General features: G+C 45.5%; 12 protein-coding genes. All 12 read left to right on the plus strand.

Annotated features, from left to right (window positions below; genetic code table 11):
- Positions 1-29: 29 nt before the first annotated feature.
- The 12 genes from R5M92_RS13435 to R5M92_RS13490 all read left to right on the plus strand — a co-directional run bounded on the left by R5M92_RS13435 (position 30) and on the right by R5M92_RS13490 (position 16,358).
- Positions 30-653, plus strand: coding sequence for a hypothetical protein (locus tag R5M92_RS13435; protein WP_346796471.1), 624 nt, complete (start codon positions 30-32; stop codon positions 651-653).
- A gap of 20 nt (positions 654-673) precedes the next feature.
- Positions 674-1,756: a dTDP-glucose 4,6-dehydratase gene (gene rfbB, locus R5M92_RS13440; protein ID WP_346796472.1), complete on the plus strand. Its 1,083-nt coding sequence runs from the start codon at positions 674-676 to the stop codon at positions 1,754-1,756.
- Positions 1,753-2,634, plus strand: coding sequence for a dTDP-4-dehydrorhamnose reductase (gene rfbD / locus R5M92_RS13445; protein WP_346796473.1), 882 nt, complete (start codon positions 1,753-1,755; stop codon positions 2,632-2,634). Before rfbB ends, rfbD begins: the two co-directional genes overlap by 4 nt.
- A 524-nt stretch (positions 2,635-3,158) precedes the next feature.
- On the plus strand, positions 3,159-4,034 hold the full coding sequence (gene rfbA / locus R5M92_RS13450) for a glucose-1-phosphate thymidylyltransferase RfbA (protein WP_346796474.1): 876 nt from the start codon (positions 3,159-3,161) through the stop codon (positions 4,032-4,034).
- 70 nt (positions 4,035-4,104) lie between these two features.
- The gene (gene rfbC / locus R5M92_RS13455) at positions 4,105-4,674 is read left to right on the plus strand and encodes a dTDP-4-dehydrorhamnose 3,5-epimerase (RefSeq protein WP_346796475.1); all 570 of its coding nucleotides are present in this window, start codon (positions 4,105-4,107) and stop codon (positions 4,672-4,674) included.
- Positions 4,675-4,777: 103 nt separating this feature from the next.
- Complete coding sequence (locus tag R5M92_RS13460; protein ID WP_346796476.1) at positions 4,778-7,201, plus strand: glycoside hydrolase family 99-like domain-containing protein; 2,424 nt, start codon at positions 4,778-4,780, stop codon at positions 7,199-7,201.
- Positions 7,191-9,002: a hypothetical protein gene (locus R5M92_RS13465; protein ID WP_346796477.1), complete on the plus strand. Its 1,812-nt coding sequence runs from the start codon at positions 7,191-7,193 to the stop codon at positions 9,000-9,002. The genes R5M92_RS13460 and R5M92_RS13465 overlap by 11 nt, the downstream gene beginning before the upstream one ends.
- Positions 9,003-9,298: 296 nt before the next feature.
- The gene (locus R5M92_RS13470) at positions 9,299-10,027 is read left to right on the plus strand and encodes an inositol monophosphatase family protein (protein WP_346796478.1); all 729 of its coding nucleotides are present in this window, start codon (positions 9,299-9,301) and stop codon (positions 10,025-10,027) included.
- A complete protein-coding gene (locus R5M92_RS13475; RefSeq protein WP_346796479.1) occupies positions 9,954-11,492 on the plus strand; it encodes an N-acetylneuraminate synthase family protein in 1,539 nt (512 codons plus the stop codon). Before R5M92_RS13470 ends, R5M92_RS13475 begins: the two co-directional genes overlap by 74 nt.
- 3 nt (positions 11,493-11,495) lie before the next feature.
- Positions 11,496-12,209, plus strand: coding sequence for a cytidylyltransferase domain-containing protein (locus tag R5M92_RS13480; protein ID WP_346796480.1), 714 nt, complete (start codon positions 11,496-11,498; stop codon positions 12,207-12,209).
- Between the two features lie 467 nt (positions 12,210-12,676).
- A complete protein-coding gene (locus R5M92_RS13485; RefSeq protein ID WP_346796481.1) occupies positions 12,677-13,120 on the plus strand; it encodes a hypothetical protein in 444 nt (147 codons plus the stop codon).
- A gap of 580 nt (positions 13,121-13,700) precedes the next feature.
- Positions 13,701-16,358 carry a class I SAM-dependent methyltransferase gene (locus R5M92_RS13490; RefSeq protein ID WP_346796482.1) on the plus strand — a complete coding sequence of 886 codons (2,658 nt, stop codon included), beginning with the start codon at positions 13,701-13,703 and terminating at the stop codon, positions 16,356-16,358.
- Positions 16,359-16,388: the final 30 nt, after the last annotated feature.

Consider the following 16,388-nt stretch of genomic DNA (forward strand, 5'->3'; position numbering starts at 1 on the left):
AACACAGCGGCATGTGCAAGGAGCCTTCCATGATCTCACTACTCAGGCGCTGGTGGCGTAACCGGCTGCGTCCAACCACACAGCTAAGCCAATCAACGATGGAAACCACCCCAACCGAAAGCAACGCTCAGCCCGGCGAATGGGTCGCCTACGATGAAGACCTATTAGAACGCGCCCGCACCCAATGGCAATTTGGTGACTGGGAAAGCCTAGCCAACTTGCAGCGCGATACCCTGCAACACCACCCTGACCGCGCCAAACTGGCGCTACTCGCCGCAGCAGGGCAGCAACAGCTAGGCCATACCGAACAGGCGCGCCAATTTACCCGTTTAGCCATCCAATGGGGGGCAAGCAGAAAGCTTATCGCCCAAGTGCTGATTGCAGGCGTACATAACACGCTTGGCCGTGCCGCTGCCATTAATGGTGGCCAGCAGCGAGCGCTAAACCATTTTGAAGAGGCAGTCGCCACCGCCAACACCCAAGGCGATACACGGCTATTAATTCAGGCGCGTACACGCAACGAACTGGAACGCCTGAATATCGCGATTGAGCCACAGGCACTTTCGCTTGCGGGGCAGCGTTTTGTTTCACCACTGCATTACCCAGTACCTCAGACCACCACACAAGACGCTTCACAGCCCGATCAGAAATAGTATTGCAGGAGTAGGTCAAGATGCAGCAGCAAGGCAACTCACGCACCTTTTTAATCACAGGTGGCGCAGGCTTTATCGGTTCTGCCGTAGTGCGCGAGCTAATCGCCAATACCCAGCACCATGTGGTTAACGTGGATAAGCTCACCTACGCGGGTAACCTGGAATCCCTCAGCAGCGTAGAGCACAACGAACGCTATACATTTGTGCGGGCAGATATTTGTAATGCCGCCGCCATGCAGCAGCTATTTGAACACCACCAGCCCGATGTGGTAATGCACCTAGCCGCCGAAAGCCACGTAGACCGCTCGATTGACGGCCCAGCAGAATTTATTCAAACCAACGTGGTCGGCACCAGCGTATTGCTTGAAGCGGCCCGCGCCTACTGGAAAAGCCTGCAAACCAGTGCGCCTGAAAAAGCCGCCGGATTCCGCTTCCATCATATTTCCACCGATGAAGTGTACGGCGACCTAGAAGGCACTACCGATCTTTTCACCGAGCAAACGCCCTACGCCCCCAGTTCGCCCTACTCGGCCAGCAAGGCCAGTTCCGACCACTTGGTACGCGCATGGCAGCGCACCTATGGCCTGCCTACCCTGATTACCAACTGCTCGAATAACTACGGCCCTTACCACTTCCCTGAAAAACTGATCCCGCTGATGATATTAAACGCACTAGCGGGTAAGCCCCTGCCGGTGTACGGCAACGGGCAGCAGATCCGCGACTGGCTATTTGTAGAAGACCACGCCCGCGCCCTGGTGCAAGTAGCCACCCAAGGCGCAATTGGCGAAACCTACAACATTGGCGGCCACAACGAAAAAACCAACCTGGAAGTGGTACACACGCTGTGCGACCTGCTGCAAGAGCTGGTGCCCAAAGAGACCAGCTACCGCGACCTGATTACCTTTGTACAAGACCGCCCCGGCCACGACCTGCGCTACGCCATTGATGCCAGCAAAATAGAGCGCGAGCTAGGCTGGGAACCCCAGGAAACCTTTGAAACCGGCCTGCGTAAAACGGTGCAGTGGTACCTTGCGAACCAAAGCTGGTGGCAGCGCGTGCAAGACGGCAGCTACCAAGGTGAGCGCCTAGGAGCCAACGCATGAACATCTTGGTGACCGGCGCAAACGGCCAAGTAGGCTTTGAACTACAGCGCCATTTTGCCCTGCTGGGAAATGTGCTGGCCCCAGAGCGCGCCGAGCTAGAGCTAACGGATGCCCACGCCGTAGAACGCTACCTACAAACCCACCGCCCCCAGCTGATTCTTAACGCAGCGGCCTATACCGCCGTAGATAAAGCCGAAAGCGAGCCTGAACAAGCCAAACGGTTGAACAGCGAACTACCCGCACAGCTAGCGGAGTATGCCGCCGCGCAGGGCGCGTACCTGGTGCATTACTCCACCGACTACGTATACCCCGGTGATGGCGAAGCGGCTTGGCATGAACAAAGCCCCACCCAACCGCTAAACGTGTACGGCCAAACCAAGTGCGCAGGCGATGAAGCCGTAATTAACAGCGGCTGCCAACACCTGATTTTCCGCACCAGCTGGGTATACGCCGCCCGTGGTAAAAACTTCCTGAAAACCATGTTAATGCTTGGCAAACAGCGCGACTCACTTTCAATAGTGAATGATCAAATCGGCGCACCCACCCCCGCCCGGCTTATTGCCCTGGCAACCCTACACGCCTGGCAGCAACGCATCGCGCCTGGGGTTTACCACCTAGCCCCCAGCGGCACCACTAGCTGGCACGGCTTTGCCAGTGAGATTTTTAAACAAGCGGAAGAAGCCGACATAGCGTTAGCCATTACGCCTAACCAAGTGCGCGGCATTCCCACGGCGGAATACCCCACCCCCGCCACACGCCCGCTTAACTCACGCCTAGCCCTAAACAAGCTAGAAACCGCCCTAGGCACCGCCATGCCCCACTGGCAAGACCAACTCGCATTAACCCTAAAAGAACACCTAGACGATGCGTCATTGTGAGAAGCCTTTTCTCCGTGTCATTGCGAGGAGCCCGCGACGAAGCAATCCCAAGCCCTCCCCCGTGTCATTGCGAGGAGCGAAGCGACGCGGCAATCCCAATCCCTCCCCGTGTCATTGCGAGGAGGCACGACGAAGCAATCCCGCCCTTGATGCGTCATTGCGAGTAGCGTCCCAGTGTCATTGCGAGGAGCGAAGCGACGCGGCAATCCCGCCCTTAATGTGTCATTGCGAGGAGCCCGCGACGAAGCAATCCCGCCATTGATGTGTCATTGCGAGGAGGAACGACGAAGCAATCTCACCCTTGATGCGTCATTGCGAGGAGGAACGACGAAGCAATCTCGCCCTTGATGTGTCATTGCAAGGAGCCTTTCCCCAGTGTCATTGCGAGGAGGCACGACGAAGCAATCTCAAGTGTCATTGCGAGGAGCCTGCGACGAAGCAATCCCAAGCCCCCTCGTGTCATTGCGAGGAGGCACGACGAAGCAATCTAATACCCACCACGTGAACCAACCAAAGGAAGCAAAATGGCTCGCAAAGGAATCATTCTAGCCGGGGGATCCGGCACACGCTTACACCCCATCACCCGTGGGGTATCCAAACAGCTACTGCCCATTTACGACAAACCGATGATTTACTACCCCATTTCGGTACTCATGCTGGCAGGCATTCGCGAAATTTTAATTATCTCCACCCCAGAAGATTTACCCCAATACCAAAACCTATTAGGCAGCGGTGAAGATTTTGGCCTGCGCTTTGAATACGCCGAACAGCCAAGCCCAGATGGCCTAGCCCAAGCCTTCATTATTGGTGAAGAGTTTATAGGCAACGACCCAGTATGCCTGGTGCTAGGCGACAACATCTTCCACGGCCAGCACTTCTCAGAACAGCTAAAGCGCGCCAATGCCCACGCCAGCGGTGCCACCGTGTTTGGTTACCTAGTGAAAGACCCAGAGCGTTTCGGAGTGGTGGAATTCTGCGAAGAAGGCAAAGCGCTTTCTATTGAAGAAAAGCCCGAACAGCCAAAATCTAACTACGCGGTCACCGGGCTTTATTTCTACGATAACGACGTAGTGGAAATTGCCAAAAACGTAGAACCTTCCGAGCGTGGCGAACTGGAAATCACCAGCGTGAACAATGCATACCTACAACGCGGCGATTTGCGCGTAGAGCGCCTAGGCCGTGGCTTTGCCTGGTTAGACACCGGCACCCACGATAGCCTGCTGGAAGCCAGCCAATACGTGCAAACCATTGAACACCGCCAAGGCCTAAAAGTAGCCTGCCTGGAAGAAATTGCCTGGCAACAAAAGTGGATCAGTAACGAACACCTAGCCGCACTGGCCAGCCCATTAGCCAAAACCCAATACGGCCAATACCTGCAGCGCTTGCTGAAGCAAAAATGAAGCAGCGATTAGCGGGGCTGCTCAGCCCCGCCCCGTGCAACGCCTTACTTATTTCTACGGTACCGTTCCCATGCAGTTTGAAAAGCTAGCCATTCCCGATGTAGTGCTAATTACCCCGCAAGTGTTCGGCGATGAACGCGGGTTCTTTATGGAAACCTTTCGCCAAAGCGAATTTGAAGCCCACTGTGGCAACTACCAGTTTGTGCAAGATAACCACAGCAAATCAAAACAGGGCATTCTGCGCGGCCTGCACTACCAGTTAGAAAAGCCCCAAGGCAAGGTGGTTCGCGTTACCCAAGGGGAAGTGTTCGATGTAGCGGTAGATTTACGGGAAAGCAGCCCGACGTTTGGGCAATGGGTTGGGGTGTATTTAAGTGCCGAGAATAAGCAGATGCTGTGGGTGCCGCCCGGTTTTGCTCACGGCTTTTATGTAACGAGTGAAGAAGCTGAGTTTCAATATAAGTGTACGGATTATTATAATCCGGGGGATGAGTATTCGCTGTTGTGGTGTGATGAGACGTTGGGTATTGAGTGGCCGTTGGTTGGGCAGCAGAAGCCACAGCTTTCGGGGAAGGATGATGATAGAAGTGCGCTGAAATGGACGACTTGCCCTAAGCAACGCCATAAAATATACCTCTAAGCCAAAACAAGCAGACACCTTTAAAAATTTTGAACTTTTACACATATAAAAAATATTTAAAATAACACAGCTAAATTAAAATTCACATATAAAGGTTAGCACTATGAAACAAAAGATAGATAAAAAACCACTATTAAATCAAAAAACAAAGCCCATAAAAAAAACTTTTCTCCAGAAAGCCAACCAGGCATTTAGAGAGAAAAAATATAGCGAAGCATTATCTTTTTATAAAAAAACCATAAACAATAACCCATATTTAGAAAAAATTGTGAAAAAAAATATTGATTTGACAATCAAAAAGCTGAGAAAAGACCCCCCTAGCTCGACAAGTAATGAGCCCATCATCAGCGCAGAAAAAAATATAGAATTTAAAAGCAAAAAAAAATATTACCAAAACTTTTCCGAGGCATTTGATCCAAATTATTACTTACATCTATATCCTGATGTAAAAGAAGCCGGTGTCGATCCAGAACAACATTACAGAAACTGGGGCTGGAAAGAATTTAGAAGACCTAACAAATGGTTCGACCCTGAGCACTACTTAGCCACTTATAAAGAAGTCGCTAAAGAAGAGGTAGAACCATTAGGACATTACATAACTGAAGGAATTAAAAGAAACTATCACACTAGAAATTTTTGTACACCGAAAAAAAACAAAAAACAGCTAGCACTTATAGATAAAATAAAATTTGATGATATAAATGAAGGTTATACAAGCTACCAAGAAAGTGACTCTCATGAGCTTGCAGTTAAAGTCATTGCTTTTTATCTGCCACAATTTCACCCTTTCCCAGAAAACGATGCCTGGTGGGGGAAAGGATTTACTGAGTGGACAAATGTTACTAAAGCACAACCAAATTTTGAAGGACACTACCAACCACACTTACCTATACATAATGGTTTTTACGACCTACGTATACCAGAAGTCATGCTTGAACAAGCGAAATTAGCAAAAAACTATGGAGTTTATGGCTTTAACTTTTACTATTATTGGTTCGATGGCAAGGTGCTTATGCATAAGCCATTTGAAATCTTATTGAAGCATAAAGAGATTGATATACCTTTCTGCATTACGTGGGCAAATGAAAATTGGACAAGGCGTTGGGACGGTGCAGAGAATGATATTCTCATAGGACAAAACCATTGTGAAGAAGACTCTATTAAATTTATTGAGAATTTATATAAGTTCTTTGACGACGAACGCTACATTAGGATTAACAATAAGCCACTATTAATTATATATCGCGCCAATATAATTCCTCAAATGGAAGAAACAATAAAATTATGGCGAAGCAAGGCCAAAGAGGCGGGCTACGATGATTTATATATAGTATGCGCTCAAACTTTCGGCTTAAAATCTCCTGATGAATTTGGTTTCGATGCAGCGATGGAGTTTCCACCTCACACAGCAAACTCAAGAGAAATTAGTGATACCAAAAAAATAAATAACAAAAAGTATAGGGGTCGAATTTATGATTATGAACAAGTGGTAGAAAACTCTATCAAAACTGTAGAACCAGATTTCAAACTTTTTCGAACCTGCATGTTATCTTGGGATAATACGGCAAGAAAACAGGACAATAGCCATATCTTCTCTAATTTTAGCTTACTACGATATAAACAATGGATTTCAAATATAGCAATCAACTCCTACAACAACCCTAAATACAGAAAAGATGAAAAGATTATTTTTGTTAATGCTTGGAATGAGTGGGCTGAAGGCACACATCTTGAACCAGATAGAAAGCATGGATACGGTTATCTTCAAACGACTTATGATGCTATAAAAAACTGTTCACTTGATTTTTTAGACACACTAAATAAGCCTTTTAATAAACATAAAAACTATGCAGTTATTTTACATATTCATTACACAGACATTTGGGAGGATATTAACCGATACCTTAAAAACTTAAACTTTGCTGGCTTTGATATTTATATTACGGTTACTAGCCTAAATAATAATATCGTACATAAAATAAAAGAAGAGTATCCCTTAGCCACAATAAGGTTAGTTGAAAACAGGGGGCGCGACATACTTCCGTTTATTAACACATACAGTAAAATTAAGGAGCTTGGGTACAAAGCAATTTGTAAAGTTCATTCCAAAAAATCTATCTATAGAGGTGACGGAGATATAATCAGAGACGAGGTTTACGAAGGCTTACTTGGCTCAGAGGAAATTATTAAGAAAAACTTACTGGAGTTGGAATGTCCGACAAGCAATGGCGTTTTTTGTCCAAAAAAATATTTAATTCCACATACTGAACACAACATGACTTATGACCAAGAGACAGTTGATGAACTATGCGCCTTATTAAATATTAATTTTAATTATAGCTATTTTCCTGCAGGCTCTATGTATTGGTTTAAACCTAAAGCCCTGAATGGTTTGGAAAAAATTAAACCAGAGTTTTTTGATTTAGAAAATGGGTTAACCGATGGTACATTAGCGCATGCAATTGAAAGGATTATTTCATTATTAGCAACAAACAATCATATGCCTGAGGTTTATCATGAGCTTTAAGGTTTTATTCGAATCAAGTACAACCATAAATTTAAAAATTGAAGGGGGATTTGATAATCCAAAAAACGAGTTACGCGTCTCACAAGACGAACTATTTGTAAGCGGTTGGTTTTACCTGCCATATGAAAAAATTTCAATTATTGTAAAGTCAACATTTGATGATGGCACTACTTCGGAAGAAGAACACTTTTTAAACATATATAGACCAGATGTTACTGATCACTTAGGGTTAAGTTCAAAAGATTTAACGCTCGGATTTCAGTTTATAGCCCCACTATTAAATGTTGTAAAAGTCGAAGCTTTTATAAAAATTGCTAACACTTGCCATAAGGCATGGACAGGTATAAAACTTAATCTGCCTAGTTCAATAGCTAAAAATATTTCCGAAAGATGCTGGCAAGAAATCCATCATTTTCAGCCTACAAGTAACTATAAATTTGACGATTCTTTTTTTATCAAAATAAAAGATAGATTTAAAATATACAGTGAAAATGAATTTGATGATTTATTTAAGATGGAATACCCACTATGTGAAATTAATTTTCACGACTTTGTTGAACAGTTTAAAAAGGAAGATTGGGCGTTACGGACTATAATGAATTTAAAAGAAGGTGAAGTCCTAGAGGTTAAAGGTTTTATTTCTAATGAAATATTTACATGCAGGGCTAGCTTCATCATTGATGACATGAATTTTTTATTCTTTTCTAACAATAAAGACTGCTTCTACTTAATACAGTACACAACTAATATTAGCCTATTTTTTCCTATCTATTTTGGATCTTTAGTTTTAGAAATTGATCCATTAGTTGTAAAACAGGCACATTCTAAACTTCCTAAATTATTTAAAAAATTAGCTAATATGGGTGAAAGCTTATTAGTGCGTAAAAAATGTTATCCAACATTTCTAGGGCTTTTATTAGCCAACTATAGGCCCTACCATTTTTTTTACGATTACATGTGCGGCTTAAATTCAGTAATAGAAAAAACTCACAGGACATATAAAACTTTTGGGATTCACGGCATGGACTTTTTCCCTAAAGACACTTTACCTGATAAATGTATTTATGCTAGTGAGAGTGAGCTTAGAATCAATTCCATGCTAGCTAAAAATAATCAATTTTTAATTATGCCATGTATTTTATTTCACAGAAGCAACCTTCATGGAGAATTTAAATCATTATCATCAAAAATAATTAAAAACTGCTCTTATAATCTTGATTCAAATATACGATGGGAACAATATGATTTAGTCATTTGGATTGGAGTTTCAACTGAAAAAAGAAGTTGGATTGAACAAATACGCGGATATTCATCAATTATAAGAGATATTTCAGTAAAGTATAACAACCTTTTAGTTTTGGTGGATGGGCGAACTTTTCCTCAAAACCCACAGGATTCGGATATCACCTGTAAAGAAAAGGAAGACTCGATTTTAAGTGCCTTAATCAGCGAGAATAAAGAAGTAAATTTCTTAAGCATGATTGGGCTGCAATCTTCACAGAAAATATTTTTAGCATCTAAGATTGATTTTTTTATAAGCAGTTATCAAACTGACTCAATGTACCCTTCAGCAATTTGTGCAAAACCGGGAGTAGTTTACATTGCACCAACAGTGACACAAGAGCAGAAAAGCCTACATATACACCATAAAATAATTGAGGTGCCAAGTGAGAAAATAAAGGAAATTAGAGATATAAATCATACACATCAATCTTGGCATGAGTTGAGTGTCAGTATGGACTGGCGTGATGTTTATGAATGTGTTCTAAAATTAATTGACAAATATGAGATTAGGAAGTGAAAAATAATAATTCTCGGTTGAATTTTCCGCATCGTAGCTATTGTAACAACTAAGGTTTCTGCTATGAACTAATCTACTAACTCCGCGAGCCATGGCAGACTGCCATTGTGATTATAATTCTGCTTGTTTTTTATAAGCTGAGGAATTATTTCCCCAAATCATTTTACATTAACCATCGATTAATTTACTCATAGCTAGATCAACTTAACAGTGGAATAACAGGCATAAACAAAACTTATCTTGTTAAAATTCATGCGCTCGATTTTTTATCTAGCTTTCCAATGATAGAGGTTTAAATGCAGCAAATAATATCAACTGATGAAGTGCGTTTTTTAATGCAAGGATTGATTGATTTAATATACAAAAATATAGGAGACATTCAGAGGGGACGATTTAACGTAGAAATTAAACCTGATGGAAGCCCAGTCACTCAATCTGATTTTCTTGTTGAAAGTTTGGTTAAGAAATATATTGAAGAAAAACTGCCAAGTATAACCTTTGTTGGAGAGGAGAACTTTAGTGAACTAACAACCACCACCCCTGAAGGCTACTATGCTATTCTTGACCCCATTGATGGCACAGAAAATTTCTGCTCTGGCCTAAAAGAATGGGGCATATCTTTTACACTTTGGTATGGCCATGACCACTTGGGTAGTTTGCTATTCCTACCAGAGTTAGGCGAACACCTCATGACAGGGGATAAATTAACGCCTATCCGCTCCAGGATTCGTGGCTTTTCATCCTCTATGTGTGATGAAATTCTCGAAGGCATGCGCTCTACCCAGGAGAGCCGCCTGATGGGATGTGCTGTTTATAACCTCTATAACGTAATTAGGGGGAGTTTTGCACGTTTCACTAACCCCCAGGGTGCCTATAGCTGGGATTTACTGCCTGGCCTGATGTTGGCACGTGAACATAACTGTGACATTGAAGTAGAAGGAAAGCCGTACCATGGAGAATTTCTCGAACCTGGTAAGAAATATCGCGTCGACATTCGCCACCGATACGATCTTCATACTCGGTAAAGGTGCCTCTGTTGATCGCATTCACCCCAGTCTATTGGCAAACTCATTAGTTATTGGCCTGAATGATGCTGAGCGTATCGCCCCTTGCGATATTTCTATCTTTCATGATGAGTGGGTAATCGATGGATTGAAAGCCAGTGGGTGGCGTTCGCGTCTGTATATTACTGCAGTAGCTACTCAACCGCCGCGGAGTGAAGTGTTCCAAGCACGCTATGTGCCTGCCGCCCAAGAAGGCGTAGATATGATGCTTAGCCGCTTGGTAACGGAAAAGCCAGAGAAAGACTTTGTTATTGAAGAGGTACTGTTTCTTTCTGCCATTCGGTTAGCACGAGTTATTGCTAATACTCGTGAGCGCAAACAAACCGTTTATATGTTGGGTTTTGATTTTGCAGTTGACCAAGGCTACGCCCACGCGATTGATTACGATTATGCACCTGCAAACGCCAGTGGGCGTTCAGCACGTATTACCCCGCAGGAGCACTACTTCGTTAATGCGCTTTACATGCTGCGTGACAGCGAAGTTGATATTCAGCATGTAGGTGATAGAGCATTCTCAACGCTGACACCAGAAGAACTGAATACACGTTTTCTTCCTGGGCTGGATAAACAGCTGGTACAGAACGAGGATCGTGTTTTAATCACTGCCGAGCTAACGACAAATCATTTCGGTGATCGTCATCGGCTAGAGCGTATGGTGCGTGCTGCTCATGCAGCGGGCGCTGATTTAATAAAGGTTCAGAAGCGTGATGTCGAAACTTTTTATTCAAAGGAGCAGCTAAATGCTAAATACGTTTCGCCTTTTGGGAATACCTTCAGGGATTACCGGTTAGCATTAGAACTTGGCAAAAAAGACTTCGAATTTCTGGATAGTTTGTGTTCTAAGCTAGGCATTCGTTGGTTTGCTTCAGTGCTAGACGAGCCCTCCTTTCGCTTTATACAACAGTTTGATCCCGAGCTAATAAAACTACCGTCTACGATCTCTGAGCACACTGATTATCTAGCAACGGTAGCACGAGAATATAAGCGTGGCATTGTGCTTTCTACAGGCATGACAGACCAACACTATGAAAAGTGGGTTTTAGAGACTTTCACCGGCTGCGATAAATTATACCTAATGCAGTGTAATTCTGCTTACCCAACACCAACTCATGATTGTAATGTTGGCGTTATTCGCCATTACCGTGACCTTTCCAAACAGCATCCACATGTAGTGCCTGGCTATTCAAGCCATGATTTTGGTGCAATGGCCTCAGCCATGGCGGTGGCAGCCGGTGCTCGTATTGTGGAAAAGCATGTAAAGCTTGGCAATACAGAATGGGCGCACTTTGATGCAGTGGCATTGGATCTCACCACCTCAGAGTTCGTCGATTACGTGGCTGCTGTGCGAGAAGCTGAAGTCATTATTGGTTCTGAAGCGAAAGAAATTAATAGAAGCGAACACCACAAATATTTCCGTAAGGGTTAAATCATGGTTGAACCGATTATTGCATTAATACCTGCCCGAGCAGGCAGTGAACGAGTAAAACAAAAGAATACAAGACCCTTTGCTGGGTTCGAAAAAGGGTTGCTGGAGCTAAAACTGCATCAACTCGCCAGAGTGAAGGAATTAAGTAAAATTATTGTATCGACCAATGACCCAGTAGTCAGTGCTTACTCTTCCTACTTTAGACAAAAAATTGATAGCCGTGTGACAGTAATTGAACGTCCTGACGAGCTTGGCCATTCCTCCACACCTATGAGTGCGTTCATCCGTTATGCTGCTAACTTGGAAGATACTGGAATCATGCTGATGACCCATGTCACTCACCCTTTTATTAATTCGTCAGTTTTTTCTGATCTAATATCTGCCTGGGATACAGCTAAGAATAAAGGTCATGATAGTCTTGTTACTGTTACTAAATTGCATAAATTTATCTGGGACGAAAACGGGCCCTATAATTACGACAACAGTGTGGAGAAGTGGCCAAGAAGCCAAGATATCAAACCGCTATTTGAAATTAATCATGCAGCCTACCTAATGCCTTTTGCTAAGATGCGCGAAATAGACGACCGAATTGGAAATAAACCGTGTTTATATGAACTGCCTGAAAACATTGTTATGGATATCGACTGGGAAGATCAATTTAACCTTCTAGAAGATATCGCAGTTGCAAAAAAAAATCGTGGCATTAACTTGCTGTGATATTACTGTCTATTTCTTAAAATCTTAATACCTGAACTCAAGTAGTAGAAGTACAGCAGGATACCCCAGCATTTATGGATTAAACCCTGACAAGCTCTAGCGCGAGCTATAGTTAATCAGCTTTCTCAGACAAGCTATTTGCCAGTGGTGCTGGATAATCTCTCCACTGGTTCTAGTGAACTGGCGTGCTATGGTCAGTTGGTGGTCGGGGGCCTGGCCGATACCCATTTGCTTGAACGGCACTGTCGTGGTCACGCCTTTAATGGGGTGATGCAATTTATTTGTTTATCCTCCGCAGCCAACTTCAGCGAGCCGGAATAGGTGCTCCCCAGCAGCCCATCCACCCTATTGAGTCAGCAAATGAACATAGTAGATCAAGCACGCCACCGTACTGTCCAAAAGGTAAAATATGCCCAACTGATGCTTCAGCATCTCAAGGTCAGCTCCTCCCGTGGAACCAATGATGATTGGGAAAATGCTTTGCTAGAGGCTTTTTTATCCATTTAGCAGGCGGCTGTGAATATCTGCTGCATGAGATTAACATAGTGCAAAATCTGAGGTTGGGTGCTGGCGAGGTGAAACCGCGCGCTGTAAGAGATAAGTTAAGCAAGCATGGAAAGTCATCTCCAGCTTTCGATTATTGGAAAGCACAGCGTGATGACTCAGGCAGTTTTCTTACTTTGCTCTGTGAACTCCGTAATGCTGGCACTCACCGTTATTATTTGAATAAAGTTATTTACGCATCTTCACATAGCAGACCAGATAATGAAGTTATAGATCCACGCACTAAACAGTCACAACAGCTCTACCCCGGTTTAGGAGTTATTAGTTTGATGGAAAGTCTACTTAAAGAAGCACAGGACTTTATCGCCACTTGTCATCATCAGCTTGACGTTAATGCTCATATTTGAATAAAACGCAGTAGCGGTAAAGATATCATCGCAAGCGCTGCGATCTGGGGTTGGGTGCCCTTGCTGGTTTGAGATTGCTTCGTCGTGCCTCCTCGCAATGACACGGTTCGGGCTACTCGCAATGGCACGCTTCGGCGCGATGTCGCGGCCCTTGGGTGTCATCGCGAACGAAGTGCGGCGATCTGGGGTTGAGGTTGGGTGCCGCCACTGGCTTGAGATTGCTTCGTCGTTCCTCCTCGCAATGACACAATCCGGCCACGGTGTCATCGCGAGCGCAGCGCGGCGATCTGGGGTTGAGGCTGGGTGCCGCCGCAGGTTTGAGATTGCTTCGTCGTGCCTCCTCGCAATGACACAATCAGGCCACGGTGTCATCGCGAGCGAAGCGCGGCGATCTGGGGTTGGGGTTAGGTGCCGCCGCTGGCTTGAGATTGCTTCGTCGTACCTCCTCGCAATGACACGATTCAGGCTCCTCGCAATAACACGGGGCAGGCTTCTCGCAATGGCGCGGTTCGGGCACCTCGCAATAGCGCGGGGTGGGTGTAGTATTCAAGAAGACTCAAATAAAAGGCAGCCTTCAAGCATGCTTAAAAAACTCCTTTGGCTTTCTCGCCGTTCAAAGAACCATACCAGCACCGCTGTTACTTCCTCTGCCCCACCGCGTGCTGCTATTGAAACGGCAGTTTTACCAGGCAATGAGGAGGCTGATATTCAAGCACGCTTACATTGGCAATTAGGAGAGTGGGCAGAGCTTGTCGAGTTATCGCAGCACTTTAAGAATGCCGATACCAAGGGAGAGGCAGCCGTTTTTTTTGCAGCGGCGTGTGGGCAGTTGGGGTTTCATGAACGTGCCGCCCAATGGGCAAAGCAGGCATTACAAGCAGGAGTGCCGCCCAGCGCATTAGGCAATGTGCTTATCAGCGGTGTTTATGGCTCTTTGGGCCAAGCAAGGCTGCTTCAGCCAGAAAACACTGAGGCGGCTATCCGGCATTTTGAAATAGCAGCTCACCTTGGCCTAGGTGACCAAAAAGTGCCTAGCCTAATCAACATACGCATTAAGCAGCAGTTAGGGCAGTCTGGAAAAGCGAAAGCGATGGCCCGCCCCACAGCGCGGCTCACACACACGCATACTGCCCGCTTACCCAGTCTTTCCGCACATTATCGCTATCACGTAGAAGCTCATGTCTGGGTAAAACCAGACGAACAAAGTATTGGTTACTCTGACGGCGATGCCGTGGAAGAAAAAATACTTTCCATTATTGAACACGCTAAGGACATTAGCCTCTACTCGGCTGAGTTGGTTAAGCAACAAAACGACTGGCCTTCGCGCTATCATTTATCTGCAGATAGGGTGAATGTGCTTCGCCCCTTTGCAAATAGCCTTGCAGGGGCAGCGGTGCTTGAATTGGGCTGCGGCTGCGGGGCTATCACACGCTACCTGGGTGAGTTAGGTGCTCAAGTAGTTGCCGTTGAAGGGAGCCAACGCCGTGCTCAAATTGCGGCTTCCCGTTGCCGCGACTTGGAAAATGTCAGCGTAGTCGCTGATCGGTTGCAAGATTTACCGTTCGAAAAAAGCTTTGATGTTGTAACGCTCATAGGCGTACTTGAATACTCGCGTATTTATGTCGAATCAGTTGACCCGATACAGGCCGTGCTTCTGCGCGCTAGACGCTACTTAAAGCCCAATGGGGTGCTGATCATAGCGATTGAAAATCAGCTGGGGCTAAAATATTTTGCCGGTGCCCCCGAAGACCATGGCATGGGCGCGATGGCAGGCATTAACGATCTCTACCGTGAGAAAACACCCGTTACGTTTGGCCACCAAACACTAACAAAACACATAAAGAAAGCGGGCTTTTGCGCTGTTGAGACGTACCTACCCTTTCCTGATTACAAAATGCCAGCACTGGTAGTCTCCCCTTCTGGCCAACAGCCACATAAAGAATTCAACCTGGCAACGCTTTTACGAACCGCAGTAGCGCTGGAACCTCAACCTATTAAACAGCCACTTTTTTCTTTGGAGCAGGCTTGGCCCTTAATAGAAAAAAACAGTTTATTGGCAGATATGGCAAATTCAAATTTGCTGGTGGCCAGTGCTTCACCTGAGATTACCCTAGCTGACCCTCATGTCTTGGCGTCTTACTACTCTCCCAAGCGCACTGCGGCGTTCAGTCAGCAAGTCGAGTTCTTGCACCAGCAAGATAATGGCATCACTGTTCGTCGAAAACGATTAGGTAACACACAGGCAACACTCAGCGCTTTTCATGCCACTGATGAGCCCTACGTTTCTGGAGAGGTACACGCGGATGCGTTACACGGAATTTTGCAGCGCCCTGGCTGGCAGCTAGAAGATCTATTGCCTTGGTTTAAAACGTGGCATGACGCATTAAAAGCGCAGTCTTTTCCGCCTGATGAGTCTGTTAACGCGCTCGGTTGGGCTGAATACGACGCTTGGCTTCCCCCTCACTTTATTGATGCCATACCACGCAACCTGATCATTACGCCAACTGGCGACACTCAATTTATTGATCTCGAATGGGTGGAATCTCACCCTTTACCGCTTGAGCTTGTCTTATACCGTGGCCTTCATATTACGTTGGGTACGCTTACCAGCATTGCCGAGCCGAATTCAAAAGAACTCTTAGATAAACATGCTCTTAGTGAAATGCTGTTAGAGACGCTGGAAATAAAGCTAAGCGCCCTAGATTACTCACGCTTCATGCCGGTACTCGATAACCTGACACGCAGAGCACAAGGAATAGCGCCGCTAGAGAACCCGCCTACCAAACCTTACCCTTCCAAGCAGCTTTTCGTTCGTGGTCAGCACACTACCCCTGCTCCATCCACCTTGCTTACGCTCTATTGGTGTTACAAAGGGGTTGGGTATAACGAAAACGATACGGTGAAGAAGAAGGTCACGCTCGATGGAAAGGTGTTTTCCTTTACGCTTACGCTACCTAATGACGTTGATATTAACGGGCTTCGTTTAGATATAGCAGGCTGCCCAGGGTACTTTTTCATACATGAATTAGCGATTAAAAATGCCGCAAATGAGCTTCTCTGGGCCTGGGATTTAAACCCAGCGACGCTTCTCAATTCCGCAGACATTACATATTTTGCAATCGATGGACACCCCTACGCCGGGCTGTTAAGCACCAGCCACGACCCACGCTTTGAACTTCCCATCACAATGGATTGCATGAAACAGCGTAAGCGTCCGGTGAACACGCCTTCCGCGTAAGCCCTTGGCCAGTGACATTAGGTGCCCACG

This window comes from Halomonas sp. Bachu 37, assembly GCF_039691755.1.
GTDB lineage: Bacteria > Pseudomonadota > Gammaproteobacteria > Pseudomonadales > Halomonadaceae > Vreelandella > Vreelandella kashgarensis.

Bases quoted from the DNA above. Each gene is read 5' to 3' on its own strand.
- R5M92_RS13435 (WP_346796471.1), top strand. From the start codon at position 30: ATGATCTCACTACTCAGGCGCTGGTGGCGTAACCGGCTGCGTCCAACC.
- rfbB (WP_346796472.1), top strand. From the start codon at position 674: ATGCAGCAGCAAGGCAACTCACGCACCTTTTTAATCACAGGTGGCGCA.
- rfbD (WP_346796473.1), top strand. From the start codon at position 1,753: ATGAACATCTTGGTGACCGGCGCAAACGGCCAAGTAGGCTTTGAACTA.
- rfbA (WP_346796474.1), top strand. From the start codon at position 3,159: ATGGCTCGCAAAGGAATCATTCTAGCCGGGGGATCCGGCACACGCTTA.
- rfbC (WP_346796475.1), top strand. From the start codon at position 4,105: ATGCAGTTTGAAAAGCTAGCCATTCCCGATGTAGTGCTAATTACCCCG.
- R5M92_RS13460 (WP_346796476.1), top strand. From the start codon at position 4,778: ATGAAACAAAAGATAGATAAAAAACCACTATTAAATCAAAAAACAAAG.
- R5M92_RS13465 (WP_346796477.1), top strand. From the start codon at position 7,191: ATGAGCTTTAAGGTTTTATTCGAATCAAGTACAACCATAAATTTAAAA.
- R5M92_RS13470 (WP_346796478.1), top strand. From the start codon at position 9,299: ATGCAGCAAATAATATCAACTGATGAAGTGCGTTTTTTAATGCAAGGA.
- R5M92_RS13475 (WP_346796479.1), top strand. From the start codon at position 9,954: ATGGAGAATTTCTCGAACCTGGTAAGAAATATCGCGTCGACATTCGCC.
- R5M92_RS13480 (WP_346796480.1), top strand. From the start codon at position 11,496: ATGGTTGAACCGATTATTGCATTAATACCTGCCCGAGCAGGCAGTGAA.
- R5M92_RS13490 (WP_346796482.1), top strand. From the start codon at position 13,701: ATGCTTAAAAAACTCCTTTGGCTTTCTCGCCGTTCAAAGAACCATACC.